This window comes from Cellulomonas sp. P24 (genome assembly GCF_024704385.1).
In the GTDB taxonomy this organism is placed as follows: Bacteria; Actinomycetota; Actinomycetes; order Actinomycetales; family Cellulomonadaceae; genus JAJDFX01.
In genome coordinates, this window is record NZ_JAJDFX010000002.1 from 3,059,551 (window position 1) to 3,085,307 (window position 25,757).

The window sequence follows — 25,757 nt, forward strand, 5'->3', positions numbered from 1 at the left end:
CCCTGGGGGAGGAGGCCGTCGTGGTCGCGGGCCTGCTCGTCCTGCTCACCCTCGCCGTCCTCCCCGTCGTCCAGCTGCTCGTGCGCCGCGCGGGCGCAGCCCACCTGCGGCTCGACGGGACGTCATGATGGCCGTGCGAGCAGACCCTCGTCCCTCGCGACAGCGCCGGTCGCGCGTCTTCCTGCCGGGCATGGGCGGACGCGCCCGTGCCGACATCTGGCCGCTGACCGTCGCCGTCGGTGTGATCGCGCTGACGATCCTCCTGGCGAGCCTCACCCCGCGCCTCGTCGACCGGACCGCCGACGCCGCGCTGCGCGACGCCCTCGCGACCACCGATCTCTCCAGCGGGGTCGTCGTGACCGTGCCGTTCGTCGACGACAACCGCGGTCCGCGCATCCTCGAGTCGGACCTTGCGGCTCAGGTCGCCGAGCGCGGGGCGGCGCTCGCTGCCGCCCTGCCGGCGGGGTTGACGGCTGTGCTCGCACCTCCGGTCGCCACGGTGACCAGTGCGCCGCAGACGATGACGCTCGAGCGGAGCGAACTCGGAGCGGTCGCCCTGACGTTCACGTACGTCGCGCAAGGCGGAGAGCCCCAGGTCCGCTGGCTCGAGGGGGGACCGCCCACGGCAGCCCCGGTCCTCAGCACGGGTGCGATGGACGGGAGGGAGACGTGGTCGCTGCAGGTCGCCCTGTCGCGCGACACCGCATCGCTCCTCGACGTGCATGCGGGCGACCGGTTGCCCGTCGTCGACCAGGTGTCGATGCCCCTGGACGTGACGGTCAGCGGGGTCTTCGTCCCCGTCGATGCGCGGGACCCGATCTGGTCGCACGCCCCCGGGGTCCTCGAGCCGGTCTCGGTGGGTGCTCACGTCACGACGGACACCGCTGTCACGGCGCTCGTCGGCGCCACCTCTCTTCCGGCGGTCGTCGCCGACTTCCCGATGGGACACACCACGCGGACCTACGCGTTCGACGTCGAGCCCCAGGCGTTGCATGCCAACGACATCGGGCGCGTCCTCACCGCGCTCGCCGACGCCGAGGTGCGACCGCAGACGCTCGGTACGCCGCGAGAGCTGCCGTCGGTGACGACGTCGCTGGACACGATCCTCGTCGCCGCGCGGTCCCACATCCGCGCGGGGCAGGCACAGGCCTCCGTCCTCCTTGCCGGTGTGGTCGCGGCCGCTGGTGCGACGCTGCTCCTGATGGGGCAGCTCCTGTCCCGACGGAGGGCCGTCCAGCTCGCCCAGTACCGTGCGCGAGGGGGAGCGCTCACCGGCCTCGCCGTCGAGCTCGGAGCGGAGGCGCTGGCCGTCGCTCTTCTCGGCTGCGGCATCGGGCTGACGGTGGCCGCAGTGCTCGTCCCCGGGCCCGTCGCGTGGTGGTGGGTGCTCCTCGCCCTGCTCCCGGCCGTCGCCGCGCCCCCGGCCTACGGGGTTCGAGCCGCCGCCCGAGGATCCGGTGGGACGCGTGTCCCTGCTGGGCGCAGCGATCGGCGGCTCGCGGTGCGGGACCGGCACCTGCGTCGGATCGCCCTCGAGGGGGCGGTCGTGCTCGCGGCCGTCGGTGCGCTCGCCGCGCTCCGGGTCCGCGGCGTCGTCCCGTCGGCATCGGACCAGGGCGGTGACCTGCTGCTCGCCGCCGCTCCCTCCCTCGGCGTGCTGGCCGGGGCGGTCGTGCTGGCCCGCGTGCTGCCCCTGGTACTGCGGGGTATCGGCGCACTGGCCGTACGCGTGCCCGGCGCCGTCCCGGTTCTCGCCGCGGCGCGCGCACAGGCGACGGCCGGTCGGGTCCTGCCGATCGTCGCCCTGACCCTGGCGACCGGACTCGTCACGTTCGGCTCGGTGATCGGGACGACGGTCGACCGTGGTCAGATGGCCGGCTCGTGGAGCGCTGTGGGTGCCGACGTCGTCGCGACCGTGGGCACCGATGTCTCGGCCGCGGACCTCGCCGCCCAGGTGGCGGCTCGGCCAGGGGTCACGACGGCCGTGTCTGGTGCCGTGGAGGACGTCCAGATCCGATCCTCGAGCGGTGGCCACCAGGTTCGGGTCGTGGCCATCGACGCCGCCGACCTCGCCCGGCTGCTCGCGGCCGTGCCGGTGCCCCTCGGCCAGCACGGACAGCTCGTGGCGACGTCCGGAAGCGACCTCGGGGTGCTCCTGGGGGCCGACCTGCGCACCGGAGGCGACACCGACCTGTCCATCTTGTGGCGGGGGACGTGGGTCACGGTGCATCCGGCGGGCGCCGCACCTGTCGTCGGGTCGGACGCCGCCGACCTCGTCGTGGTCGATGCCGGATCCCTCTCCAGCGCTGTGGGCGTCCGGGTCGAGCCCAACACGGTCTGGGTCGTCGGGCCAGGTGCCCGATCCGCGGTCGCTGCGGTCCCGCAGCTCGCGCACGCGGACCTCGTGGAGCGGTCCGACTGGCTCGCGCGGCAGCGCTCGGCGCCGCTCACCGCAGGGCTCGGTCACCTGCTGGCTGCCACGACGGCCGTCCTCGTGCTGCTCGCGGTCCTCATGGTGGTGCTCGGAGCCTCGGCGAGCGCCCCCGAGCGTGGGGCGATGCTGGCGACGTTGCGCACCACCGGGCTCGGGCGCGGACAGGTCACCCGGATCGCGATCGGCGAGCTGCTGCCGCCGGTGCTCGCGGCGGGCGCTACCGGGATCGGTCTCGGGGTGCTGCTCGCAGAGCTCGTCGCCGGACCCCTCGGGCTGCGGTTCGCCACCGGTCAGCCGGGGGACCCGACGCTCGCCATCGCGTCGTGGGTGCTGCTTCCCGTGGTCGCCCTGGTCCTCGTCGTGGTGGCCGTGGTCGCGGCGGAGTCCTCGCTGACCCGCCGCGAGCGGCTCGGACAGGTGCTGCGCGCGGGCGCACGGTAGCGGCTTCGCGGATCCCGATCGAGCCGCAGCAACGGGACGGGAGCCTGGTGACCTGGGCGCCGGTCAGACCAGGGCGCGCGTGACCGCGCGTGCTTCGGCCGCTTGCCACAGGACGAGCTGCAGCACCCCGAGGACTGCGACGTAGGGCAGCAGCGTCCACACGCCCATGCCCTGGGCGATCGCCGCAGCCAGCCAGGGAAGGCCCGCGCCTCCCACGACCGAGACGGCGTTGAGCACCCCGATCGCCGTCGGGACCTGGGCCGTCGGCGCGAGGTCGGGGACCAGGGCCATCGCCGTCGGGAAGAGCGGGCCGAGGAAGAACCCGAGGAGCGCGAACCCGGCGCCGGCCGCCAGGCCGTGCAGGGCCCAGGTGAGCACCGTCGCCCCGATCACCCCCGCCATGCAGCCCAGCATCATGCGCTGGGACGTCAGCCCCAGGCGGCGTGCCAACGGGCTGATGACGAACCTCCCGACGGTCAGCCCCAGCCAGTAGCCGCTCAGGGCGTACCCGGCGGTGAGGGCGAGCAGGCCCTGGTCCTTGACGAGGTAGGTGTACGCCCAGTTGCCGACGCTGATCTCCAGCCCCACGTACACCGCGAGGAAGGCCGCGGCGAGCATCACGGACGGCCGTTGCAGGACCTGCGCGAGCAGCCCGTCGCGTGGGGATCGACGCCCCAGCGGGCGAGGTTCGCGCTCATGGTGCCGCGGGAGCACCAGCGCGAAGCCGACCAGCAGTGCGGCGGTGAGCAGTGCCAGCACGAGGAAGACGGCCGTCCACGGTCGGTACCGCAGGATCCACGCGGCCAGCACGGGACCGAGGAGTGCCCCGACGCCGAAGAAGGCGTGGAGACGGTTGAGGAGCACGGTCGCCGACGGCAGCCCCGCCAGGTACACGTTGAGCACCGACTCGAGCACACCCATGCCGTAGCCGGAGAGGACCTGGATGGCCACGAGCACGGCGAAGGTCGGGCGCGTCGTCGTGATCAGCGCTGCGACGAGGAAGGTCGCGCCACCGGCGAGCAACGCCGACCGGGTACCGAGGCGGCCGACGAGCGCACCCGTGCTCGCTCCCGCCAGGAAGAACCCTGCCGAGAAGGTGACGAAGGTGAGGCCGATCATCGACATGCTGATGCCGTAGTCGTGGATCTGCGCCGGCAGCAGCACACCACCGACTCCCGAGGTGACTCCGACGAGGACGAACGCCGCATAGGACAGGACGACCGGGAGCGGCCAGGTGCGACGCCGCATCTGCATGGTGGCGATGGTAAACGTTATCGACGACGGCGTCACGCCGGAGTAGGTACCGGTGACCCGATGACCGGAGGAACCTGACGGGCCTCGACCCGGACGTCGGCTTCGCGGGCACGGCGCGGACGGGTTTGACCTGTCTACTGGTGAACGGTCAACGGTGGCGGCATGAACACCACGCCACTGGCCCGCCTCGTCGTCGACCTCCCGCTCACCTTCGCCGGTACGCCGCAGGAGGTGTTCCCTCTGCTGTGCCCGGTCAGGGAGTACGACTGGATCCCTGACTGGTCCTGCACGATGATCCACAGCACCAGTGGTGTGGCCGAGCTCGGCTGCATCTTCACCCGGGAGCGGGGCGAGACATGGATCACCACGCGGTACGAGCCGTCGGTGCGGATCGACTACACGATCGTGCTGCCGGGGCTGGTCGTCCGGACGCTGTCGTTCGAGTTGACGGCCACGGGCCCGCGGACGACGTCGGCGGCGTTGCGCACCACGGCGACCGCCCTCGGTCCGGACGGGGTCGCGGAGGTCCACGGCTGGACGGCCGACGACCAGCGGCGACTGTGGCGGTTGCGCGAGGAGCAGGCCAACCACTACCTGACCACCGGGAACCTGCTGGTGGCCGCGCCGACGCCGACGACGCCGACGGTGGGCTGACGGTCGGGCGGCTCGCCGCCAGGTTCGGCCTCTCGCGCACCACGCTGCTGTACTACGACCGCCTCGGGCTGCTGTGCCCGGCAAGGCGGTCGGCCGCGGGGTACCGGGTGTACGACGCGGTCGACGTCGAGCGGCTGGCCACGATCTGCCGTCTGCGTCAGGCCGGCCTGCCCCTCGCGGAGATCGGGCGCGCGCTGGACTCCGCGACGCCGCACCTCGTCGCGGCTCTGGCCGTCAGGCTCGTCGAGCTCGGTGATCAGATCGAGGTCCTCCGGAGTCGTCAGCGGACGATCCTGAGCGCGCTCGCGACCGGTCGCGAGGGCGACCGGACGTGGTCGCTGGACAAGGCGTCTCTCGTCGACCTGCTCGACGGCGCCGGGATCGGACCGGACCGGCAGGAGGCGTGGCACGTGGCCGCCGAGCAGGCCGACGGGGAGCTGCACCAACAGCTCCTGGAGTCCCTCGACATCCCGGCGGACGAGGTGGCGCGGATCCGGCGCGGAGGCGGCGGCGCGGATCCGGCCGGGTGACCGGTCTGGGGTCGCCTGGCTCCCGACCGTTCTCACCGATGGCGCTCTCAGAAGAACGTGCGGACCAGGTCCACCACGAGCGGGTCGTCACCGTCCGGGTCGTCGATCACCGGGACCAGCGCCCACTTGTCGAAGGCCGTGCACGGATGGGACAGGCCGAGGCGCAGGCGGTCCCCGACCCGCAGCTGGTCGGACCGGGCGCTCGGAAGGCGCACGAACCCATGCTGGTCGTTCAGGGCGCTCACGAAGACGTCCTCGAGGCGTGCGCCGTGCTCTCCGGCGACCCGCGCGCACCGCACCTGCGCCTCGGGGAGCCCCTCGTCGTAGGGCAGGTCGCGCTTGCCACCGTCGACGAGTGCCAGCCCGCGCTCGGGGTGCGAGAGGACACTCACCCAGGCGTGGAGCGCGGCGGTCAGCAGCGGGCCCGTCGTGCGTCGGTCACGACCGAGCGGCGAGACGCGACGGTAGAAGCCGTCGTCATGCGCCAGGTAGGCGCCTGAACGCAGGACCACGCGTGCACCGGTCCCCGTCAGCGGTCCGAGCTCGTCCGCGACGAGATCGAAGTACGCGCTGCCACCTGCCGTGACGACCGGCTCGGCGTCGGGCGGGTAGAGGCCGTGCGCCTCGATGCGGAGGTGCAGTGCCGCGACCTCGCGCAGGTACCGGCGGACGGTCTCGAGGCTCGCGGCGTCGGTCGTGTGCGCGATCGCCCCCTCGTAGCCCGCGACGCCCACCAGTCGTAGCGCGCTGCTGCGTGCGACGGCGTCGGCGACCTCCAGCGCCGCAGCCTCGTCCCGGGCGCCCGCACGCCCTCCGGGTGCGCCCCGTTCCACCAGCACGCCCAGACGTCCGGGCTCGGTCCCAGGGTTGTCCCGGGCGTGCTCGGAGAGAACCGCGTCCATCAGGTGCACCCCGCGTACCGAGTCGACCCAGACCGTGATCTCGTGCGAGGGGTTCGCCGCGAGCTCGTCGGCGATCCACCGCAGCGCCGGCGGCGAGACGACCTCGTTCGCGAGCATCACCCGGGTCACGCCGTACGCGCGCGCGACGGCGAGCTGGGCCGGCGTCGCCACCGTGAGGCCGTATGCACCCGCGTGCAGCTGCTTCGCCCAGAGGGCGGGGGCCATCGTGGTCTTCCCGTGAGGGGCGAGGTCCAGCCCGCGCTCGTCGACCCAGCTCGCCATGGTCGCGATGTTGGTGGCCACGGCCGGTGCGGTCAGCGTCAGCAGCGGGGTCGGCAGGTCGGACAACCGCGGAGCAGCCTCGAGCATCTCCGCGACGGTGGCTCCCCAGAATCGCGGCGGCACGGCCTTGAACCGCCAGCCGAGCTGCTCGTCGGCCAGGCGATCGATGCGGTGGGCGTCGATCGATGTGGGACGCGGGTCAGGGCTCACGGGCGGTGTCCCCGTCAGCCGACGACCGCGAGGGCGTCGATCTCGACGAGCATCTCCTCGCGGGGCAGCCCGACGATCACGGTCGTGCGCGCCGGGTAGACGCCGGAGCTCAGCCGTGCGCCCAGGAACTGCCCGTAGGCGGCGTTCATCGCCTCGAAGTCCGTCCGGGCCGCGAGGTACACCCGCAGCATCACGACGTCGTCGAACGACGCGCCCCCGGCGATCAGCACGGCCTCGACGTTGGCCAGCGTCCGTTCCGTCTGTGCCGCGACGTCGCCGGGGAACACGTACGCCCCGGTGGACGGGTCGACGGGACCCTGACCCGAGACCTGGAGGAGGGCACCCGCTCGCACGCCCTGGGAGAACGTGTGGGCGGGCGACGGGCCCCGGCTGGTGGTGATGGCGGAGGTCGGTGTCATGGTGCCCTTCCGGGTGCCGGTGAGACGCTCGTGCGCGTCCCGGGGTCGGGTGCCGTCGGAGCCCGGCGGGCTCAGGCGGTCTGGGTGATCTTGCGCAGCCCACGCGGTGCGTCGGGGTCGATCCCCTTCGCGCGCGCGAGTGCCTCGACGAGGAGCTGACCGGGGACGACGAGCGACATCGGCGCGAGCATCGCGTCTGCGTCGGGACCGGCGACCGAGACGCGACACTCCGCGGCCAGCTCGGCGTCGCCACCGAACGCGATCACGTCCGCACCTGCCCGCGCGCACCGCCGGGCCACCTCCGCCGTGCCCGGGAACACCGCGGCATCCCCGGTCGAGGCGATCAGGGCCGTGGGAGTCCCCTCACCGACCATCGCGATCGGACCGTGCAGCAGGTCCGCCCAGGACAGGCCGACCGCCGTGACGTAGCACGCCTCCTGGAGCTTCAGCGCGAGCTCCCGCGCGACCGACAGCGCGTAGCCGCGGGCCGCGACGACGAACCTGTCGGCCCCGACGAGCTGCCCGGCCAGCTGCTCCATGAGCGGGGCCGAGTCCAGCGCCCGCGCCATCTGATCGGGAACCCGCTCGAGCTGGTCGAGCATCTCGGTGTCCTCGGCCAGGACCAGACCGAGCACGGCCATCGCCGCGAGCTGCGACGTGTAGGTCTTCGTGGCGGGCACGGCGACCTCGCGCCCCGCTCGCGTGACGAGCGCGAGGTCCGCCACGGCAGCCAGGTCGGACTCGGGCTCGTTCGTCACCGCGACGGTGCGGGCGCCGCAGCGGGCCGCCCACTCGAGGGTCTCGACGATCTCGGAGGTCGTCCCCGACTGCGAGAGCCCGACCGCGACGACATCGCCGAGGTCGAGGTCGGAATGGTAGGCGGTGGCGATCGACGGCGAGGCGAGGGTGGCGAGCCGCCCCCGTGTCGACAGCACGTACTGGCCGTACACGGCCGCGTTGTCCGACGTCCCACGACCGATCAGGAGCACGTGCCTCCGCTCGGCGACGAGCCGTCGGATCGACCCGGCCGACGCCAGCAGGCTGCTGATCGTGAGGGCGACCGCCGCGGGCTGCTCCCGGATCTCCCGGGCCATCTGCGTCGTCATGCCGACGTCCGGCGACGTTCTGCTGCGGCGCGTGAGCGCAGCTCGTTGCGCAGGTGGTCGCGCAGCGTCGCCGGTGCCCGCCACGTGTCGAGCCCCAGCAGGGCCGCGCCGGTGACAGGAGGCTCGTCGACGATGCGGATGATGGCGCGAGGTGCACGCTCCTGCATCCGGGTGGCGATGGCCTCGACGAGGAACGGGTTGCGGGCGGCGAGCACACCGCCGCCGAGCACGACCTCGGCCGGGGACTCGAGCAGGTTCAGGCGCCCGAGGGCGACGACGGCGAGCGTGACGACCTCCTCCGCCAGGCGGAGGACGATCGATCGCGCGACCTCGTCGCCGTCCGCGGCAACGGCCAGCAGCACCGGGACCAGCTCGTGCAGTCGCGCGGTGTCGATGTCGCCGAGGTGCATCCCCGCCGAGACCGCTGCGACCGTGGAGAGACCGAAGTGCCGGCGGACGGCCTCCTGGAGGGCGGTCGGGCGACCACGACCGTCCTCCGCCCGGACGGCGTACCACAGGGCGTCGTCGCCGAGCTGCGCCCCGCCGCCCCAGTCGCCCGAGAGCCGGCCGAGGGACGGGAACCGTGCGACCCCGCCCGTGGCGCTGACGCCCACGCAGTTGATACCGGCGCCGCAGACGACAGCCACGGCATCGCGCGACTCGGTACCGATGCGGAGCAGGGCGAAGGTGTCGTTGTCGACCGCGACGGTCGACGTCCACCCTTCCGACTCGATGTGTCTGGTCAGCAGGTCGATCTCCGTCGGGAGGTCCGCTCCGGCCAGGTAGAAGCCGCCGTGGTCCGCGATCGGCTGCTCGGGGTCGAGCGCGGCGTCCGTCGCGAGCTGGGCCACGAGCCCGCGCAGGATGTCCATCGTGGCGTCGATCCCGATCACCTGGTGGCACGAGCCCGGGCCCCGCGCGAACGCGAGCAGCGAGCCGTCGCCGGCGATCAGGGCGGCATCGGTCTTGCTGTTGCCGCCGTCGACGGCGAGGATCGCCGGCCGGGGTGGCCTCACCGTGCCCATGCGAGGTAGTCCTTGTTCTCCGAGACGAGCAGGTCCGTCAGCTTCTCGGCAGGCTCGTACTGACCGACCAGCGGGTGGGCGAGCAGCGCCCGCGTCACCCGGTCGCGCCCACCGTGGACGGCCGCGTCGAGCGCGAGCCTCTCGTACGCGGCGACGTGGCTGATGAGGCCGGCCATGTCGGTCGGGACCTCGGCGATCGGCAGGGCGGTGATCCCGTCGGCGTTGACGACGGCAGGCACCTCGATCACGTGGTCGTCGGGCAGGAAGGGCAGAGCACCGTCGTTGCGGAGGTTCACCACGTGCCGCCCCTCGTCGTTGCCGAGCAACGAGCCGAACAGCTCGATCGCTGCCTCCGAGTAGAACGCGCCGCCGCGCCCCTTGAGCGCCTCGGGCTTGGTGTTCACCCGAGGGTCGGCGTACTCCTTCAGGAGCGCCTCCTCGATCGCCATGACCGCCTCGGCCCGGGTCGGCGACGTGAGCTGCCGGCTCAGCACCGCGTCGTGCGTGTAGTAGTACTGCAGGTACGAGGACGGCACGGCACCGAGGAACGTCAGCAGCGCCGGCGGGAGGTCCACGGCCCCCGCCACGTCGGCGAGGTGGTCTCTCAGCAGGACGGGCAGCATGTCGACGCCGTCGACGTCGACCGCACGCTCCCAGGTCAGGTGGTTCAGCCCGACGTGCTGGAGGTGCACCTGCAGCGGATCGGCCTGGAGCAGGCCGGCGAACGTCCGCTGCAGCGTGATGGCGACGTTGCACAGGCCGACCGCACGGTGGCCCGCCTCGAGCAGCGCGCGCGTCACGATGCCGACCGGGTTGGTGAAGTCCACGATCCACGCCGTGGGCTTCGCGTGCGCGCGGACGACCTCGGCGACGTCGAGCATCACCGGCACCGTCCGGAGCGCCTTCGCGAACCCGCCCGGACCCGTCGTCTCCTGCCCGATGCAGCCGCACAGGTGCGGCCAGGTCTCGTCGCCGTGGCGGGCACGCTGCCCGCCGACGCGCAGCTGGATCAGGACGGCGTCGGCGTCCGAGACCGCGGCGACCAGGTCCGTCGTCGCGACGACGCGCCCGGGGTGCCCCTCTCGCGCGAACATGCGCGTCGAGACGCCTGCGACGAGCTCGAGCCGGGTTCGGTCCGGGTCGACCAGCCACACCTCGTCGACGGCGATCTGGTCGCGTGAGCGCGCCAGACCGTCCATCAGCTCCGGGGTGTACGTGGATGCCCCACCGACCACTGCAATCTTCACGACCTATCCCTTCACGCCGGTGAATGTGATTCCTTCGACAAAAGTCCGCTGGGCGAGGAAGAAGACGACGACCACCGGGATCGTGACCAGCACGGTGACGGCCATCGTGGTGCCCCAGTCGGTTCCGTGCGTCCCGTGGAACGTCGCCATGCCGTAGGCGACCGGCCAGCTCGACGGGTTCTCGGACGCGTACAGCAGCGGTCCGAAGTAGTCGTTCCACGCGTGGAAGAACAAGAAGATCCCCGAGGCGGCGATGCCGGGACGCGCCATCGGGATGATCACCCGTCGCAGCACCCCCCAGTCGCTGCAGCCGTCGAGCCGCGCCGCATCGACGTACTCCGGGGGGATCGTCAGGAAGAACTGACGCAGCAGGAAGATCGAGAAGGCGTCGCCGAGAAGGTTCGGGAGGATCAGCGGCCACAGCGTGCCGGTGAGCCCGATCTTGGCCCACATGACGTAGATCGGGACGATCGTCACCTGGGGCGGCAGGAGCATCGCGATGATCACGGCGAGGAAGATCGCGTTCCTGAACCTGATCTCGATCTTCGCCAGGACGTACGCCGCGGGCACCGACGACAGCAGCATGAAGACGGTCGCCAGCACCGCGTACAGCGCCGAGTTGCCGAACCAGACGCCGAGCGGGGCCTGGGTGAACGCCTTGGTGAAGTTCCCCCACTGCCACGGCTCGGGCCACAACGACGCGGTGAGCGTCTGGTTGCTCGACATGAACGACGTGAGCAGCACGAACAGGAGCGGTCCTGCGACCAGGACGCCGAGCGTGACGAGGACGGTGTGCTCGGCCACCCAGAGCAGGAGGCGTCCGGGCGACCGCCGTGTGCCGGCCCTCACGAGCCGGCCCCCGTCGAGAAGGCGTTGAAGCGACGCAGGAGGGCCGCGATGAAGACGGTCGCGACGACGAAGAGAAGGACGGCCATCGCGGCGGCGTACCCCAGCTGGAAGCTCCCGAACCCTCGCGCGTACAGCCACCCGGTGTACGTCAGGAGCGAGTTGTCGGGATACCCGATCACGAGGGACAGGTTCTGGCTCTCGACGCCGGTCTTGCCGCTGGCGACACCCGACGCGACCACGGCCTCGGTGAAGTACTGGAGTGCGGCGATCACCCCCGTGATCACGGCGAAGATGAGCACCGGCACGAGGTTCGGGAGCGTCACGAAGACGACCTTCTGCAGACCGTTCGCGCCGTCGAGCGACGCCGCCTCGTACTGGTCCCGTGGGACGTCCAGGAGGGCGGCGACGAAGATGATCATGATGTCGCCGAGCACCCACATGCCCAGGAGCACGAGCGACGGCTTCGACCAGGCCGGGTCGTTGAACCAGAGCGGTCCGTGTATCCCGAGGTGGCTGAGCACGAGGTTCACCGGGCCGGTCCCCGGGTTGAACAGGAAGACGAACGCCACCACGGAGGCGACCGGCGGCACCAGCGCCGGCAGGTAGAACAGGGTGCGCCAGAAACCTGAGGCGTGCTTGGCGCGGACGATCAGGCCGGCGACCACCAGGGCGCTGGCGATCCGCACCGGCACCAGGATGGCGACGAACCACAGCGTGTTCAGGCTCGCCTTGACGATGCTCGGGTCCTGCGTGAACAGGTACTGGTAGTTGCGCAGGCCGACCCATCGCGGGGCGGAGACCAGGTCGAACCGCGTGAACGAGTAGAAGATGTTCGCGGCAAGGGGGTAGAGGAAGAAGACCCCGAGGCCCAGCAGGGCCGGGGTGAGCATCCCCCAGGCCACCACCGTGCGACGGTTCCGCGCGCCTCCCCACCCGGTCCGGCCGGGGGAGCGGACGGCACGCATCGCCCGCCCCCCCGTGTGGTCCGTCGTGATCGCCATCGCCGGGTGGCTACTTGCTCATCGCAAGAGCGTTGTCGATGTCCTGGTCGACCTTCTTCAGACCGGTGTCCAGGTCGCCACCCTTGCCCTGCTCGTAGGTGTGCCAGTAGGTCTCGAAGGTGGTCTGGCTCGTGCTGCCGATCCTCGTGATGTCCGACGACATCGCGTGCGGGGAACCGGCGATGTCGAGGAACGTGGTGAACTCCGGCGGGAGCTGGAGGTTCGGCGAGGCGAGAGCGGCCGTGGTCGTGGGCACGTTCTTGATCCCGTTGGCCAGCTTCACCACGGCGTCGGTGTTGAGCGACAGGTACTTGATGAGCGCCCAGGCCGCCTCGGGGTTCTTCGAGTCCTTGGCGATGCCGGCCACCGTGCCGGTGGCGTAGCCGCCGCCGTAGAGATCCGTGTGGTTGTCGGCGGTCGGGAAGGGGGCCGTGGCGTACTTGAGGTCCGGCGCCTGGTCCGCGATGAACGCCGTGCGCCACTCGCCGTCGAGGTTCATGGCGACCTGGCCGGTCTGGAAGGCGTTGTCGGCGGACCACTCGTCACCGAGACCCGCGGTGAAGGTCTTGAGCTTGTCGTAGCCGATCGCGTCGACGAAGCCCTTCTGCCACGTGAGCAGGTCCTTCCACGCCGGGCTGTCGATGGCGCTCTTGCCGTCCTTCGTCCAGGTGGCGCCGACGGTGGGGGCGAGCTGGGTCGCGGTGTTCTCGTAGTAGCCGAGAAGCGGGTTGAACCCGAGAGTCTTGATCGACCCGTCGGCGTTGTAGGTCGTCAGCTTCAGAGCCATGTCCTGCAGCTCGCTGAACGTCTTGGGCGGGGCGGTGTAGCCCGCCGCGGACAGCAGGTCGGTGTTGTAGTAGAGCCCGTAGACGTCGGCCAGGACCGGGAGCGAGCACTGGGTGCCCTCGAAGGCGGTGTACTTCCGGAACGTGTCCGGGATCTGGGTCAGGTCGACGCCGTCGCGCGAGATGAGCGGACCGAGGTCGCGGAAGGCGCCGGACGAGCAGAACGTCCCGAGGTTGTCGATCGAGCTGGACAGGGCGACGTCGACGTCTCCTCCGGTGCTGATCACCTTCGCGAGCTTGGAGTCGTCCTGTCCCGAGTGCACCTCGACCTTGACCCCGGGGTTCGCTGCCTCGAAGTCGTCGATGACACCCTGGAACGCTGCGGCCTCACGGTCCGACCAGCCGTGCCACACCGAGATGGTGCCGGTCAGCGCCGTCGGCGCAGCGGACGCGATGGGGGCCGCGCCGTTCGTCGTCCCCCCGGAGCATGCTCCGAGGGCGAGCGCCGCCACGGCCGGGATGGCCGTCGCCGCGAGGAGTCTGGAGTAACGGTGCTGCATCGCGGAACCTCTTTCATCGTGGGGGAGGGCGGACGAACGGAGAGCAGCTAGTCGGATGTCGAGCCGACCTTCTTGAAGAGCAGGTCGCGCACCTTCGTGATCACGAGCTCCTGGACGCCGCGGAGGACGGTGCTGTCCGGGACGGCCGTCGTGACGACGTCCGGGAGCCAGTGGGAGCTGTGGCGGATCGAGCGCTGCACGAGCTCCGCGAGCTCGGCCCCGCCCATCTGGCCGGTCGGTCCGCCCAGCACGACGCGCTCGGGGTCCAGGACGGACAGCACCGGCATGACACCCATGGCGATGCGCGGTGCGAGATCCTCCAGGACGGCGAGGCGCTGCGGGTGCCCGGCGAGCGCGACCACGAGCTCCTGGTAGCTGCGGGCCTTGACCCCGTGGACCCGGGCGAGCCGGATGAGGGCCGGGCCGCCGATCAGGTCCTGGAGCGTCTCGGCACCGGGGTCCAGCGCGGCGGACCGCTTGGGGACCTCGAGGTAGTCGATCTCCCCGGCGCCCCCCGACACGCCGCGGTGCACGTGGCCGTCGAGGTCCACGGAGAGGCCGAGCCCGTGGCCCATCCACACGAGCGCGAAGCTCGACACGTCCGTCCCGGCACCCTGCTTGCGCTCGGCGATGGCGGCCAGGTTCGCGTCGTTCTCGATCACGACCTCGCGGCCGAGGGCGTCCTCGAGGTGGCGCCGGATTCCCCGTCGTGGCCATCCGGGCAGGTCACCGACGAACCGCAGCTGGTCGGTGCGGGGGTCGACGGCGCCGGGGATGCCGATGCACACGACGCTGACGGCACTCTCCTCCACGCCGCTGGCAGCGCATGCTGCGGCGATCGACTCGGTCACGTCGGAGACGGCGCTGCGGTCGCGGGAGGCCCGCGAACGTGCGAGCTCGGCCACCGGGTGCTCGCGTCCGTACGCGTCCACCACCGTGGATCGCATGGCCTTCTCGTCGATGTCGATCGCGACGCCGAGGACGGACGTGGGGCGGATCGCGTAGCTGGCGGCGCTCGGACCGCGTCCGCCGGGCACCGAGCCCGCCACCTCGATGAGCCCGGTGGACTCGAGGTTCCCGACGATGTGGGACGCGGTGACCTTCGACAGGCCGGAGAGCTCGCTGAGCCGGTTGCGGGTCAGCTCGCCGTGCTCGAGCAGCAGTGACAGCGCCGTGCGCTCGTTCCGCTCCCGCAACCAGGACTGCGTCCCCGGCACTGTCTCCGTCGACATCGGACTCCTCAGACTCGATCCGGACGAGGCCGGCAAGATCTATTAGGAAAGTATGTTGCTGGTAGTTCACCATGGATGTCAATGGGTGGCGACCGGGCAGGATGCCGTCCCGTCGACCCTTGTCACCAGGCGGCGTCGCGCTTCGTCCCGGTCGTGCTCGGCGGTCGCGCTCCCACCGCAGAGCTGCGACGGAACAGGGGGTGTCGCTGGCGTCGAGGCTGGATGGGCGCCTGCCTGGCGAGCGAGGAGGGGGTTGCGTGTGGCTATATACCACCCCTAGATATTGATGATCTAGCGCTGCTATCGTGACGATGTCACGTGCAGGCCGTGCGTGCAGCAGGCGCACTCATGAGAGGACCACCCACATGTCCGAGACCGCAGCGCAGGGAGCGTCAGGGGCCGGCCGGCTGCCGGCGAACCCGTTCGCGGACTGGCCGCTCGACAAGAGCTACGTCGGCAAGGCCACCCCCCGAGAAGGTGGCGGTTGGCAGATCCGGGTACTCGTTCACGAGCCCGACGCCGAGGGCCAGGCCCGCGTGGTCGGCATCACCGAGTGCGCCACCCTCGAGCAGCTCGAGGTCAAGACGTGGGAGCTCGTGCGTGCCCTGACCGACGACGCGGACGTGCATGTCGTCTCGGCCCCGGACATCGGTGACGACGAGCTGATGACCCGCGTCATCGGCGCCTGGGCGGCCATGAGGGAGGCCAAGAACGCCGAGGCAGAGGCGGCCAGGCGCATCCGCGAGGTCGTCAAGGAGCTGCGCGACCGTGGCCTGTCCATCACCGACATCGCGTTCCTCACCCACGTCTCACGCGGCCGCGTCTCCCAGCTCCTCGTCTGACGACGCGGGCGCTGCGCGGGAACGCGACCGGTCCCCACCACCGGCGAGCTGAGCGGCACACGGTGCCCCCGGCCTCACCGCCGCTCCGGCCGGTTCACACCCTCCGGCGCTGCCGCGGCTCGAGGCGCACCCAGCTGAACCGGACGGCCACCACGGCGGCTCCGGCGAGGGTCCAGGCCGCCAGCACGCCGAGGTGCACCCAGGAGAACCCCCCACCGAGACCGGTCGCTCCGGCCGCCGACGTGAGGGCGTTGGTCGCGTGGCGCAGGGGGAAGAACCAGGACAGTCCCTGCAGCACCGGCGGGTAGCTGACCCCGACGACGAACACGTCGGAGATGAAGCACAGCGGCAGGAGGACGCCGAGGGTGACCCCGATCATCGAGGACGCCGAGCGGACGAGGGTCATGACGGCGATCCCCACGACGGCGAAGCACGTCGTCGCGAGCAGCAGGGTGAGCAGCACCGCGGGCAACGCCGCGGGAATCGGTGTGCCGTACATGACGCCGCCGACCACGTCGATCCCGGCCAGCGTCACCACGGCGACCACCTGGGCGCCGACGACCCGCCCGGCCAGGAGCGTCCAGGCGGGCAGTGGCGTGGCGTGCATCCGCTGGAGCACGCCCAGGTCGCGGGCCTCCGCGAGGCCGGTCGGGAGGTTGACGTAGGCCGTGACCGCGGCCCCGTACGCCGCCATGGTCGCGGCGAAGAACGCCCCGAGCGTCTGGCCGTCGGCCATGCGCTGGTCGCCGCCGCCGTTGACGGTCGGGATGAGCGCCACCAGCAGGATCGGGAAGGCGATCGCGAAGAACACGGCCGTCGCGTCACGGGTGAGGACCCGCACGGAGTGCTGCACCTGGCCGACCAGGAGGGCGGCGGGCGACGGGGAGGTGGTGCGGCGGGGTCGGGCGTCGGACGCGCGGGCGGAGCGTGCCTGGCGTCGTCGCACCGCGGTGCGGTCCTGCTCGCGGCGCAGGGCCCATGCCGCCACCAGCGCTCCGCCGACCCCCCACGCCGCGATGGCCGCGAGGTGGTCGAGCTGGAAGCCGGTGCCGGTCAGGTACGGGTTGAACGCGTCACCGAGCAGGTTCACCAGGTGCTTGAGCGGGAACATCCAGCCGAGCGTCGACATCCACGACGGCAGCGTCCCGTTGACCATGAACGTGTCGGACACGAACGCGATGGGGATGACGATCCCGTTGGTCACCGCGATCGTGGCCTGCGGCGTGGGCAGCAGGAGGGCGGCGGCCAGACCCATCGCGCTGAACGACACCGACGCGAGCACCAGGGTCACCAGGACCGCCGGCAGCGTCCTGGCGAAGACCTGGACGCCGTAGAGGGCTGCGCCGGTGCCGATCACCAGAGAGGTGGCGACGAGCCCGAGGAGGAGGGCGGCGCCGATCCGTCCGCCGAGCAGGGCCCACCGCGGCAGCGGCGTGCCGCCCTGGCGCTTGAGGACGCCGGTGCTGCGCGCCTCGGCGAACCCGGCGGCGAGGAACGAGAACGTCGCCATGACGACGCCGAAGCTCGCCATCGACGGGGCGAGGAACTGGGCGAGCCGGACGCCCTGACGGCTGTCGATGGTCTCGTTGCCGACCACGGCCGCGAGCAGGATGAAGAACAGCAGCGGGAACACGATGCTGAGGATCATCGTGAGCGGCGTCCGACGCAGTGCGACCAGCTCGTGGCGGACCTGACGGCCGAGCAGCGCCAGGTCGGCGCTCACGGCGCAGCCTCCTCGGCGTCCTCGGCATCCTCCTGACCGCCGACCAGGTCGAGGTAGACGTCCTCGAGGCTCGGGCGCGTCAGCGTGAGGCTCTCGAGCTCGACACCTCTGCCGACAGCCCACGCGGCGAGCGCGTTGACGTCGGCGGTGGCCGAGGACGTCCGCACGTCGGCCACCGAGCCAGCGACGCGCATCTCCTGCCCGATCCGGGGCAGGTCGGCGGCGGTGACCCCGGACGGCAGCCGGAACGAGATGACCGTGGACTGCCCGGCCGAGGCAGCGAGCTCCTCGGCCGTGCCCTGGGCGACCACCCGGCCGTGGTCGATCACCACGAGACGGTCGGCGAGGTGCTCGGCCTCGTCGAGGTAGTGCGTCGTGAGCAGGATCGTGGCCCCGAGGTCGCGCAGGCCGTCCACCAGGTCCCAGGCCCTGCGCCGAGCCGACGGGTCGAACCCGATCGTCGGCTCGTCGAGGAACAGCACCTCCGGCTGCCCGACGATCCCCAGCCCCAGGTCGAGCCGGCGTCGCTGCCCGCCGGACAGCGTCCGGACCCTCGCGTCGGCCTTCTCCTCCAGCCCGACGAGCCGCAGGACGTCGTCGACGGCGCGGGGGTGCGGGTAGTAGCCCGCGTGGAGCCGGATGAGCTCACGCGGGGTGAACTGGTCCTCGAACCCGGCCTCCTGGAGGACGACGCCGATCCGCTCGCGCAGCGACCGCCCACCGGTCTGCGGGTCCATCCCGAGCACGCGCACCGTCCCGGAGTCCGGGCGACGGAAGCCCTCGAGGATCTCCACGGTGGTCGTCTTGCCGGCACCGTTGGGGCCGAGCAGGGCCAGGACCTCGCCCTGCTCGACGGCGAGGTCGATGCCGTCGACCGCCAGGACCTCTCCATAGGCCTTGTGCAGGCCCTCCACGACCACTGCTGCCATCGGGACCTCACCGCTGCGGTTGTTCGAGCAGAGACGTGCATGCGTCACCCGCGTCCTGACTACTCCTCAGACGGCCCCTGTGGTTGGGCCGTCGGTCCCGACCTGATGGTGGCGGTGGTGGCCTCGTCGATCAGCTCGGCAGGGTCTGCACCGCTGAGGGGTGCCGGGCATGTGGGGCCGGCGCACTGGTGGCGAGGGAGCGACGCAGTGGATGACCTCGCTCGCCGAGGTTCGGACCGCGGCACGGGGTGACGCGATTCACCCGAGCTTGCACTAGATGAAATTTTGCATGAGATGTAATCTTTGGCTCATGCCCACCACGTCCGCGTCGTCGCCGGAACCTGCCGGACTGCGTGCGCGCAAGAAGCTCGCCCGGCGCGAGGCGCTGATCGACGCCGCCCACGAGCTCGTCGAGCGAGACGGTCTGGACGGCGCGACCGTCGAGGCGATCTGCGATCGGGCGGGGGTGTCCACGCGCACGTTCTTCAACTACTTCGAGTCCAAGGACGACGCGGTGCTCGGCATCGAGCCATGGTCGGTCAGCGCTGCCGTCTCCGACGAGTTCGCCGCGGGCGGCCCGACCGGCCGGCTGCTGCCCGACCTCGAGGTGATCATCGCCGACCTGCTCGACGCGCCGATGATCGGCCGGGTGCGCATGGCTGCGGCCATGGAGCTGGCTCGGAAGGAGCCGCGCCTGCTGGTCCGGCTGCAGGCCTGGATGGAGATGAACCGCGCTGAGATCGAGTCGCTCGTGCGGCGCCGCCTCGGTGAGGACACCCCGGCCTACCGGCTCGAGCTGGTCGGGATCGTGGCCATGGTCATCACCCGCGCCACCTTCTCCCGTTGGGAGTCGACCGGTGGAGACGGCGTCGCCGGGGATCACCTGGCGGCCGTCGTCGACGACCTGCGCGCGCTCCTGGCCGAGACCTAGGAGCCGCGCCGCACAGCGCTCGACCCGCACGTCACGCCCGCTTCACGGCACCGGCGCCGTCACCCCCCACCCGCACCACCCGAATGAGGTTCCGATGGCATCCGCCCCACCGATCTCGGCCGAGGCAGCAGGCAAGCCGCTGATCGTTCTCACCAAGCGCACCGTGCTGGTGATCTTCGGCGCGCTCATGGCGAGCATGTTCCTGTCCTCCCTCGACCAGTCGATCGTCAGTACCGCGATGCCGACCATCGTCGGCGAGCTCAACGGGGTCGCGCACCAGGGCTGGGTCATCACCGCCTACATGCTGGCGACCGCAGTCGTGATGCCGCTCTACGGGAAGTTCGGCGACCTGTGGGGCCGGCGCTACCCGTTCCTCATCGCGATCGGGCTGTTCACGGTCGCGTCGGCAGCAGCCGGTTTCTCCCAGAACTTCGGCGAGCTGGTCATCTGGCGCGGGATCCAGGGCCTGGGTGGTGGCGGGCTGATGATCCTGTCGCAGGCGATCATCGCGGACATCGTCCCGGCCAAGGAACGCGGCAAGTACATGGGCCCGATGGGCGCCCTGTTCGGGATCGCGGCCGTGATCGGACCACTGCTGGGTGGGTTCTTCACCGAGAGCCTGTCCTGGCGCTGGTGCTTCTGGATCAACATCCCGGTCGGCATCGCAGCCTTCGTGGTCGCCTGGAAGACGCTGAAGCTGCCGACGCACCGCTCGGGCCGCAAGGTGGACGTCGCCGGCATCATGCTCATGGTGGCGGCCACCTCCGGCCTCATCCTGACCACGTCCTGGCAGAGCTGGACGGGCAACGCGGGCTTCGACTGGACCGACCCGGGCCTGCTCGCGCTCGTCGTGGGCACGCTTCTCGCCGCGGTCGCCTTCGTCGTCGTCGAGCAGCGCGCCGAGGAGCCGCTCCTGCCGCTGCACCTGTTCAAGAACCCCACGTTCGCCATCGCGACCTCGGTCGGGCTGCTGATCGGCATGGGCATGTTCGCTGCGCTCAGCTTCCTGCCGCAGTTCCTGCAGATGGCCACCGGCGCCGGGGTCACCGAGTCCGGGTTCCTCATGCTCCCGATGATGGCCGGCCTGATGGGGACCGCGATCTGGTCCGGGTTCGCGATCACCAGGAGCGGGCGCTACCGGACGTACCCGATCGTGGGCATGGCCGTCGCGACCCTCGGGATGATGTGGCTCACCCGGCTCACCGGGGAGGTCACGATGCTGCTCTTCTCGGCGATGCTCGTCGTCCTCGGTGCGGGCCTGGGCCTGGTGATGCAGACGATCGTGCTCGCGGTGCAGAACTCGGTGGACCCGGCCGAGATGGGCACCGCCACGAGTGCGAGCAACTTCTTCCGCGAGATCGGCGCGGCGGTGGGCACCACGATGTTCAGCACGCTCTACGTCGCACGTCTGGAGACCAACCTCGGCGCGGTGTTCGCCGGCACGAGCACCGGCACGGCGGGGACCAACAGCCTCACGCCGGCCGCGGTGGCTGCACTTCCGGAGCCGCTGCACACCGGCGTCGTGGACGCCTACGCGAACGCGCTCGCACCCACCTTCTGGTACCTCGTGCCGTTGCTCGCCCTCGGGTTCGTCCTCACGCTGTTCCTGCGTGAGGTGAAGCTGTCCGACGTCGCGGGCATGGTCGCGCGGGGGGAGGCCGTCGCCGACCACGGCACGCTCATCGAAGGGAACCTGCCGCAACCCGTCGCGGCACGGCACGACGCGGCCACCAGTGCCCACCCGCGAGACGCGGAGAGCCCGGACGGCCCGGACGCGAGCGGACCGGCACGAGAGGCGGACGGGACCCCGGTCGCGCGCGGCCAGCTGTCCTGACCAGGGACGTCGGTCGAGTGGGTGCGATGCGCTGATCTGAGTGATGCGCGTGAGGGCCTCCCGCGAGAGTGGAACCGCCGAGGTATCCGCTCCGCCGACAGGAGGCCCTCGTGCCCCACGCTGACGCTGCCCCGGCGCCTCGGGCTCGGCTACGCGAGGCCGCCGTTGGTGAAGATGACCTGGCCGTTGACCCAGCGGGCGGGGCCGGCGAGGAAGGCGATGGTCTCGGCGATGTCGTCGGGCCGGCCGAGTCGCTCCAGCGGGGCAGCCTTGGCGAGGTTCGCGATGGTGGTCTCGTCCTTGCCGTCGAGGAAGAGGGCGGTGGCGGTCGGGCCGGGGGCGACCGCGTTGACGGTGACGTCCTTGCCTCGCAGCTCGCGGGCGAGGATCAGGGTGAGGGCCTCGACTGCGGCCTTGCTCGCCACGTACGCGCCGTAGGTGGGGAACTGGGTGCGGGTGACCGACGTCGAGACGTTGATGATCGCCCCCCGGACGGACCCGGCGGGCGGCCTGCTGGGCGACGACGAACGTCCCGCGGATGTTGGTGCGGTGCATCCGGTCGAGGTCGTCGAGGTTCAGCGCCGCGATCGGCGCCAGGAGCATGATGCCCGCGGTGTGGACGACGACGTCGATCCCGCCGAGCTCGGCTTCCACCGCGTCGAAGGCCGCCGACATCGCGTCCTCGTCGGCGACGTCCCCACCGACCGCGATCGCGCGGCCTCCCGCGGTGCGGACCGCAGCGACGGTCTCCTCGGCCTTGGCCCGGTTGCCGGCGTAGTGCACGCCGACGGCGATGCCGTCCTGCGCGAGGCGCTCGACGACGGCGCGGCCGATGCCGCCGGAACCGCCGGTGACCAGGGCGACCCTGGGTGCGGTGGTGGTGGGTGCGGTGTCGATGGTGCTGGTCATGAGGAGCTCTCCTTCGGGTGCGATGCGGTGAGGCGCGCCGTGCTCGGGCGCGACGGAGCGCGTCCCCGCGCAGCGGGAGACGTGCGGTGGTGTCGCGGCAGTGGTCAGCTCGGACGAGGTCGGGACTGGAGGCGTTCCAGCCACTCGTCCAGCAGCCCCGCCTCGCGGTCGGTGAACAGGTCGCCGACCGTCGCCGGGAGCGCGCTCCGCAGGGTGGTCGCCGCGACGCGGTCGGGCTCACCCGCGTCGGTGGCGGGGGTGGCATCCGATACGAGCGCGCCGTGCACGACGTCGCGCAGCGTCGTCGACAACGCCGCATCGGCGTAGAGCTCGGGGCGCAGGATCATCGCGAGAGCGACGCCGGTGTTCGCCGCCATCACCACCCGCGCCGCTGCCTCGGGATCCAGGCGCAGGCGTCCTTGTGCAGCCAGCCGGTCGAGGACCTCACGGAGCAGCCGCATCGCCTCGGCCGCGGACTCGGCCCGGGCGACGGCCCCTGACCCGAAGAGCAGCAGGTAGGCGTTCGGGTGGGCGAGGGCGAATATCGTGTGGCTGTCCCATCCCGACCGCAGGTCCTCGAGCGGGTCGGGAGAGCGTTCGGCGGAGCGCTTCATGCCCAGGTACTCGTCCCACACGTGATCGACGGTGGCGGCGAGCAGCCCCTCCTTGTCGCCGAACAGCCGGTAGAGCGCCGGCTGCTGCACCCCGGCCGCCTCGCAGACCGCGCGGGTCGAGATGTCGCCGCTCGGCGAGCGCGCCAAGAGGTCCGCCGCCGCCTCGACTATCGCCGCTCGTGTGGTCACGTCATCGACGATAACACTCCGGTGGTAACACTGCAATCATCGGTGTGGTAGCACCGATACTCCTGGTGCTCACCCGCTGCCCGGGGCGAAGTCGCCCGTCGCGAGGACGCCCGCGCCACCGGTCAGCCGAGGAGCCCCTGCTGGCCCAGCCAGGTGTGGAGCTGATCGATCCAGCCGTCGGAGGGCAACCCCTGGTGGTGCATGCCGAAGCCGTGCCCTCCCGCAGCGTAGGCGTGCGCCTCGACAGGACGGCCCGCGGACTGCCACGCGGTGTACAGCGCCAGGCACGACTCGACGATCAGCGCGCCGATGGTGTCGTCGGAGGCCCAGGCCTGGAACAGCGGCGGCGCCTCCGCCGGGACGGTCAGGTCCTCCCAGACGGACCCGTAGATCGCGGCGAGGAAGTCCGGGCGGCCGGGGGCGGGGGTGTCCAGGGTGGTGGCGGTGGCGACGAACGCGCCCGCGGAGAATCCGAGGATGCCGACCCGGTCGGTCGCCACCCCCCAGTCCGCCGCGCGTCCGCGGACCATCTCGAGGGCGCGCGCGCCGTCGGCGACGGCGATCGGCCGGTGGTCCCGAGAGAGCTCGGTCATCCTCCCGGGGACGTTCATCACGGCCTCCATCTGCGCGGTCAGCTCGGCCTCGTCGCGGGCAGTGGGGAGGAGGCGGTAGTGCAGCACGAACGCGGCGATCCCACGCGCGGCGAACCAGCGTGCGACGGCGGAGCCCTCGTTGACGATCGAGAGGAAGTGGTGCGCACCGCCGGGGCAGATCACCACGCCGGTGCCGGTCGCCGCCGCCGGGTCCGGCAGGTGGGCCGTCAGCGTGGGACGGGTGACGTTGCGGAGGAGCGGGTCGTCGGGGTGGCGGGGGTCGGTGCTGATGAGGGAGCCGTCGGGGCCGGTGGCGTCCGGCCACAGCTCGATCGGTCCCTCGACGCGGGTCTCTTGGTGGTGGGTCACGAGGGAACCTTCCGGTGTGCTGGGTGCCTCGGTCGCACCCGGGGCTGGTGTCAGGTCATGATCCAACCGGGATCCGGCTCCGTCGGGAAGTCCTGTCCGCGGGTGTCGCCGAGAGCTCCTCGCGGCACCGGTCGACGTGCGGGTGCCCCATCGACCGGGCGGCCCCGGTCGACCGCGGGGCGCTGGGCCGTTCGGGTGAACGGTGCGGGTAGTGGGACCGGGACGCTTACTTGAGCCCGTGGTGATGTCGATGGGCCATCTGAGTGACGAAAAGGCAAACCCATCGCGAGGTGGGGACGCAAAGCCACGGGACCCTCGAGGTCAGCCGGGCCGCCGAACCAGGAGAGCTGTTGGTCGTCGTGTCGAAGAGTCGTACGACCGGTGCGCGCGGCGCCGTGCCGCGTGAGCAGGCCGGTGCCACGCCTGGCCACGAGTCAAGACCGGTGGCTCGGCCACCCGGGGCGCCAAGCCATGGGGCTGCGCGAGCCCGACGTCTCACCTCCGAGGTACGGTCAGGATCAGCCCGTCGGGGGGGACCCACGCGCCGGGCGACGATCGGGGATCCGATGAACGACAACACGGAGATCGCCCACCCGAAGTTCCGCATCTGGCTCCGGCAGGACGGCGTGGTTCACCTCGTCTGGGCGCCGCGGGTCGCGACGGGTCTCGAGGACGCGGTCGCGGCGGTCGAGGCGATGGAGAGGCTCACCGGCGGGCGCCGGGCCCCGCTCCTGGTGGACACGCACGACTCCGGCCCGCAGGATCGGGCCGCGCGCATGGAGTTCGTGCGCCGGGGCGACCTCGTGTCGGCTGTCGCCCTGGTCGTCGCAACCCCGCTCAGCCGGATGATGGGGGACTTCTTCCTCACCGTGAGCAAGCCCAAGGTGCCGACGCGGCTGTTCGACGACGAGGCGTCCGCGCTCGCCTGGCTCGCGGAGGTCGGCGGGTGACGACGCCGACCCGGTCTGGGGATGACGAGCCGTCGCGGATCCCGGGTCGGTCGGGGTCGTCCCGCGCCGGCCCGCCGACGGACCGAGACGACGCGAAGGTCCACGATCTCGAGCGTCGGCTGGAGGACGTCGTGCGAACCATCCAGGACTTCGCTGCGCTGCGGTTCGAGGCCCGCGCGCCGGTCGGTCCTGCTGGTGACATCGTCGACGCCGTCTCGGCCGGCGTGAACTTCCTCGGTGAGGAGCTCGAGGCGTCGTTCCACGAGATCGAGCGCCGGGTCGCCGATCGCACGGCCGAGCTGGCGAAGGCCACGCGGGAGCTCAGCCGCCGGGCGCACCACGACGAGCTGACCGGGCTGCCGAACCGCACCGTCTTCTGGGACCGCCTGTCCCACCGCCTGGACCTCGCGGACCGGCGTGAGATCGGCTTCGCCGTTCTGTTCCTCGATCTCGACGGGTTCAAGACGGTCAACGACACCTGGGGTCACGGTGCCGGCGATCAGCTGCTCGTCCACGTGGCTCGACGCATCCGTCGTCAGCTGCGGTCCGGGGACACCGCCGCCCGCCTGGGAGGAGATGAGTTCGTCATCCTCCTCGATGCCGTCGCCACGAGAGAGGCGGCGCTGGTCATCGCGCACCGCCTCAACGAGGCGCTCCGAGCGCCGTACGAGATCGGGACGCATCGGCATGTCACGACGAGCAGCGTCGGCGTGGCCATGGGTGTGGGCAACCTCCCGACCGCCGATGCGATGGTCGCCGCAGCCGACGCCGCCATGTACGACGCGAAGCGACGCGGCCGAGGACTGTGCGTCCTCTACGACGAGGACCGTCACGGCCGGGCGCCGTGCGCCGAGGCGGACGCGGCCGGCGGCTGACGAGACGACACCCACCCGCCGTGTCCCGCCCCAACCCGCGAGATCGTGAGTGCGGCGCGAGATCGTCA

General features: G+C 71.6%; 22 protein-coding genes, 1 pseudogene and 1 riboswitch. Of the genes and pseudogenes, 8 read left to right on the top strand and 15 right to left on the bottom strand.

The window, feature by feature from the left end:
- Positions 1-190: 190 nt before the first annotated feature.
- Complete coding sequence (locus LJB74_RS14400) at positions 191-2,875, top strand: FtsX-like permease family protein (RefSeq protein ID WP_259309191.1); 2,685 nt, start codon at positions 191-193, stop codon at positions 2,873-2,875.
- A 63-nt stretch (positions 2,876-2,938) separates the two neighbouring features.
- Here the strand turns inward: LJB74_RS14400 and LJB74_RS14405 are convergent, their stop codons facing one another.
- Positions 2,939-4,129, bottom strand: a complete 1,191-nt coding sequence (locus LJB74_RS14405; protein WP_259309192.1) for a sugar MFS transporter — start codon at positions 4,127-4,129, stop codon at positions 2,939-2,941.
- Positions 4,130-4,291: 162 nt separating this feature from the next.
- On the opposite strand from LJB74_RS14405, the gene LJB74_RS14410 reads away from it, so the two are divergent.
- Together LJB74_RS14410 and LJB74_RS14415 are read left to right on the top strand one after the other, a co-directional pair.
- Positions 4,292-4,783, top strand: a complete 492-nt coding sequence (locus tag LJB74_RS14410) for a hypothetical protein (RefSeq protein WP_259309193.1) — start codon at positions 4,292-4,294, stop codon at positions 4,781-4,783.
- A complete protein-coding gene (locus tag LJB74_RS14415) occupies positions 4,690-5,313 on the top strand; it encodes a MerR family transcriptional regulator (RefSeq protein WP_259309194.1) in 624 nt (207 codons plus the stop codon). Before LJB74_RS14410 ends, LJB74_RS14415 begins: the two co-directional genes overlap by 94 nt.
- Before the next feature lie 47 nt (positions 5,314-5,360).
- On the opposite strand, the gene LJB74_RS14420 is transcribed toward LJB74_RS14415, so the two are convergent.
- From LJB74_RS14420 to LJB74_RS14460, 9 genes are all read right to left on the bottom strand, one after another.
- A complete protein-coding gene (locus tag LJB74_RS14420; RefSeq protein ID WP_259309195.1) occupies positions 5,361-6,707 on the bottom strand; it encodes an alanine racemase in 1,347 nt (448 codons plus the stop codon).
- Positions 6,708-6,721: 14 nt separating this feature from the next.
- Positions 6,722-7,126 (bottom strand): RidA family protein, encoded by a 405-nt coding sequence (locus tag LJB74_RS14425; RefSeq protein WP_259309196.1) that lies wholly within the window; start codon positions 7,124-7,126, stop codon positions 6,722-6,724.
- A 71-nt stretch (positions 7,127-7,197) separates the two neighbouring features.
- Positions 7,198-8,232, bottom strand: a complete 1,035-nt coding sequence (locus LJB74_RS14430; RefSeq protein WP_259309197.1) for an SIS domain-containing protein — start codon at positions 8,230-8,232, stop codon at positions 7,198-7,200.
- Positions 8,229-9,257 (bottom strand): N-acetylglucosamine kinase, encoded by a 1,029-nt coding sequence (locus tag LJB74_RS14435; RefSeq protein WP_259309198.1) that lies wholly within the window; start codon positions 9,255-9,257, stop codon positions 8,229-8,231. Before LJB74_RS14435 ends, LJB74_RS14430 begins: the two co-directional genes overlap by 4 nt.
- Positions 9,245-10,504, bottom strand: a complete 1,260-nt coding sequence (locus LJB74_RS14440) for a 6-phospho-beta-glucosidase (RefSeq protein WP_259309199.1) — start codon at positions 10,502-10,504, stop codon at positions 9,245-9,247. Before LJB74_RS14440 ends, LJB74_RS14435 begins: the two co-directional genes overlap by 13 nt.
- Before the next feature lie 3 nt (positions 10,505-10,507).
- Complete coding sequence (locus tag LJB74_RS14445) at positions 10,508-11,308, bottom strand: carbohydrate ABC transporter permease (RefSeq protein ID WP_259309200.1); 801 nt, start codon at positions 11,306-11,308, stop codon at positions 10,508-10,510.
- 41 nt (positions 11,309-11,349) lie between these two features.
- Positions 11,350-12,354, bottom strand: a complete 1,005-nt coding sequence (locus tag LJB74_RS14450) for a carbohydrate ABC transporter permease (protein WP_259309201.1) — start codon at positions 12,352-12,354, stop codon at positions 11,350-11,352.
- 10 nt (positions 12,355-12,364) lie between these two features.
- Positions 12,365-13,699: an extracellular solute-binding protein gene (locus tag LJB74_RS14455; RefSeq protein ID WP_259309202.1), complete on the bottom strand. Its 1,335-nt coding sequence runs from the start codon at positions 13,697-13,699 to the stop codon at positions 12,365-12,367.
- 47 nt (positions 13,700-13,746) lie between these two features.
- Positions 13,747-14,931, bottom strand: coding sequence for an ROK family transcriptional regulator (locus tag LJB74_RS14460; RefSeq protein WP_259309203.1), 1,185 nt, complete (start codon positions 14,929-14,931; stop codon positions 13,747-13,749).
- Between the two features lie 365 nt (positions 14,932-15,296).
- Between LJB74_RS14460 and LJB74_RS14465 the strand changes: the two genes are divergently transcribed.
- Entirely contained in the window at positions 15,297-15,773 is a 477-nt protein-coding gene (locus LJB74_RS14465) for a hypothetical protein (protein ID WP_259309204.1), read from the top strand.
- Positions 15,774-15,867: 94 nt separating this feature from the next.
- Here LJB74_RS14465 and LJB74_RS14470 read toward each other — a convergent pair whose 3' ends face one another.
- On the bottom strand, positions 15,868-17,496 hold the full coding sequence (locus LJB74_RS14470) for an ABC transporter permease (RefSeq protein WP_259309205.1): 1,629 nt from the start codon (positions 17,494-17,496) through the stop codon (positions 15,868-15,870).
- On the bottom strand, positions 17,493-18,473 hold the full coding sequence (locus LJB74_RS14475) for an ABC transporter ATP-binding protein (RefSeq protein ID WP_259309206.1): 981 nt from the start codon (positions 18,471-18,473) through the stop codon (positions 17,493-17,495). The genes LJB74_RS14470 and LJB74_RS14475 overlap by 4 nt, the downstream gene beginning before the upstream one ends.
- A gap of 262 nt (positions 18,474-18,735) precedes the next feature.
- Between LJB74_RS14475 and LJB74_RS14480 the strand changes: the two genes are divergently transcribed.
- Both LJB74_RS14480 and LJB74_RS14485 read left to right on the top strand, forming a co-directional pair.
- Complete coding sequence (locus LJB74_RS14480; RefSeq protein WP_259309207.1) at positions 18,736-19,356, top strand: TetR/AcrR family transcriptional regulator; 621 nt, start codon at positions 18,736-18,738, stop codon at positions 19,354-19,356.
- A gap of 94 nt (positions 19,357-19,450) precedes the next feature.
- Positions 19,451-21,190 carry an MDR family MFS transporter gene (locus LJB74_RS14485; RefSeq protein WP_259309208.1) on the top strand — a complete coding sequence of 580 codons (1,740 nt, stop codon included), beginning with the start codon at positions 19,451-19,453 and terminating at the stop codon, positions 21,188-21,190.
- Positions 21,191-21,339: 149 nt separating this feature from the next.
- Here LJB74_RS14485 and LJB74_RS20915 read toward each other — a convergent pair.
- The 3 genes and pseudogenes from LJB74_RS20915 to LJB74_RS20665 all read right to left on the bottom strand — a co-directional run bounded on the left by LJB74_RS20915 (position 21,340) and on the right by LJB74_RS20665 (position 23,864).
- Positions 21,340-22,099: pseudogene (locus LJB74_RS20915) on the bottom strand (SDR family oxidoreductase).
- Between the two features lie 104 nt (positions 22,100-22,203).
- A complete protein-coding gene (locus LJB74_RS14495; protein WP_259309209.1) occupies positions 22,204-22,902 on the bottom strand; it encodes a TetR/AcrR family transcriptional regulator in 699 nt (232 codons plus the stop codon).
- 122 nt (positions 22,903-23,024) lie between these two features.
- Complete coding sequence (locus tag LJB74_RS20665; protein ID WP_310650855.1) at positions 23,025-23,864, bottom strand: alpha/beta hydrolase; 840 nt, start codon at positions 23,862-23,864, stop codon at positions 23,025-23,027.
- A gap of 263 nt (positions 23,865-24,127) precedes the next feature.
- Positions 24,128-24,202, top strand: a riboswitch (cyclic di-GMP riboswitch).
- A gap of 228 nt (positions 24,203-24,430) precedes the next feature.
- On the opposite strand from LJB74_RS20665, the gene LJB74_RS14510 reads away from it, so the two are divergent.
- Both LJB74_RS14510 and LJB74_RS14515 read left to right on the top strand, forming a co-directional pair.
- Entirely contained in the window at positions 24,431-24,814 is a 384-nt protein-coding gene (locus LJB74_RS14510) for an STAS/SEC14 domain-containing protein (RefSeq protein WP_259309210.1), read from the top strand.
- Positions 24,815-24,945: 131 nt separating this feature from the next.
- Positions 24,946-25,689: a GGDEF domain-containing protein gene (locus LJB74_RS14515; protein ID WP_259309211.1), complete on the top strand. Its 744-nt coding sequence runs from the start codon at positions 24,946-24,948 to the stop codon at positions 25,687-25,689.
- The last annotated feature ends 68 nt before the right edge of the window (positions 25,690-25,757 follow it).

Coding starts and splice junctions, on each gene's coding strand:
- LJB74_RS14465 (WP_259309204.1), top strand. CDS start 15,297: ATGTCCGAGACCGCAGCGCAGGGAGCGTCAGGGGCCGGCCGGCTGCCG.
- LJB74_RS14485 (WP_259309208.1), top strand. CDS start 19,451: ATGGCATCCGCCCCACCGATCTCGGCCGAGGCAGCAGGCAAGCCGCTG.
- LJB74_RS14455 (WP_259309202.1), bottom strand. CDS start 13,699: ATGCAGCACCGTTACTCCAGACTCCTCGCGGCGACGGCCATCCCGGCC.
- LJB74_RS14450 (WP_259309201.1), bottom strand. CDS start 12,354: ATGGCGATCACGACGGACCACACGGGGGGGCGGGCGATGCGTGCCGTC.
- LJB74_RS14435 (WP_259309198.1), bottom strand. CDS start 9,257: ATGGGCACGGTGAGGCCACCCCGGCCGGCGATCCTCGCCGTCGACGGC.
- LJB74_RS14430 (WP_259309197.1), bottom strand. CDS start 8,232: ATGACGACGCAGATGGCCCGGGAGATCCGGGAGCAGCCCGCGGCGGTC.
- LJB74_RS14480 (WP_259309207.1), top strand. CDS start 18,736: ATGCCCACCACGTCCGCGTCGTCGCCGGAACCTGCCGGACTGCGTGCG.
- LJB74_RS14460 (WP_259309203.1), bottom strand. CDS start 14,931: ATGTCGACGGAGACAGTGCCGGGGACGCAGTCCTGGTTGCGGGAGCGG.
- LJB74_RS14410 (WP_259309193.1), top strand. CDS start 4,292: ATGAACACCACGCCACTGGCCCGCCTCGTCGTCGACCTCCCGCTCACC.
- LJB74_RS14405 (WP_259309192.1), bottom strand. CDS start 4,129: ATGCAGATGCGGCGTCGCACCTGGCCGCTCCCGGTCGTCCTGTCCTAT.
- LJB74_RS14425 (WP_259309196.1), bottom strand. CDS start 7,126: ATGACACCGACCTCCGCCATCACCACCAGCCGGGGCCCGTCGCCCGCC.
- LJB74_RS14510 (WP_259309210.1), top strand. CDS start 24,431: ATGAACGACAACACGGAGATCGCCCACCCGAAGTTCCGCATCTGGCTC.
- LJB74_RS14400 (WP_259309191.1), top strand. CDS start 191: ATGGGCGGACGCGCCCGTGCCGACATCTGGCCGCTGACCGTCGCCGTC.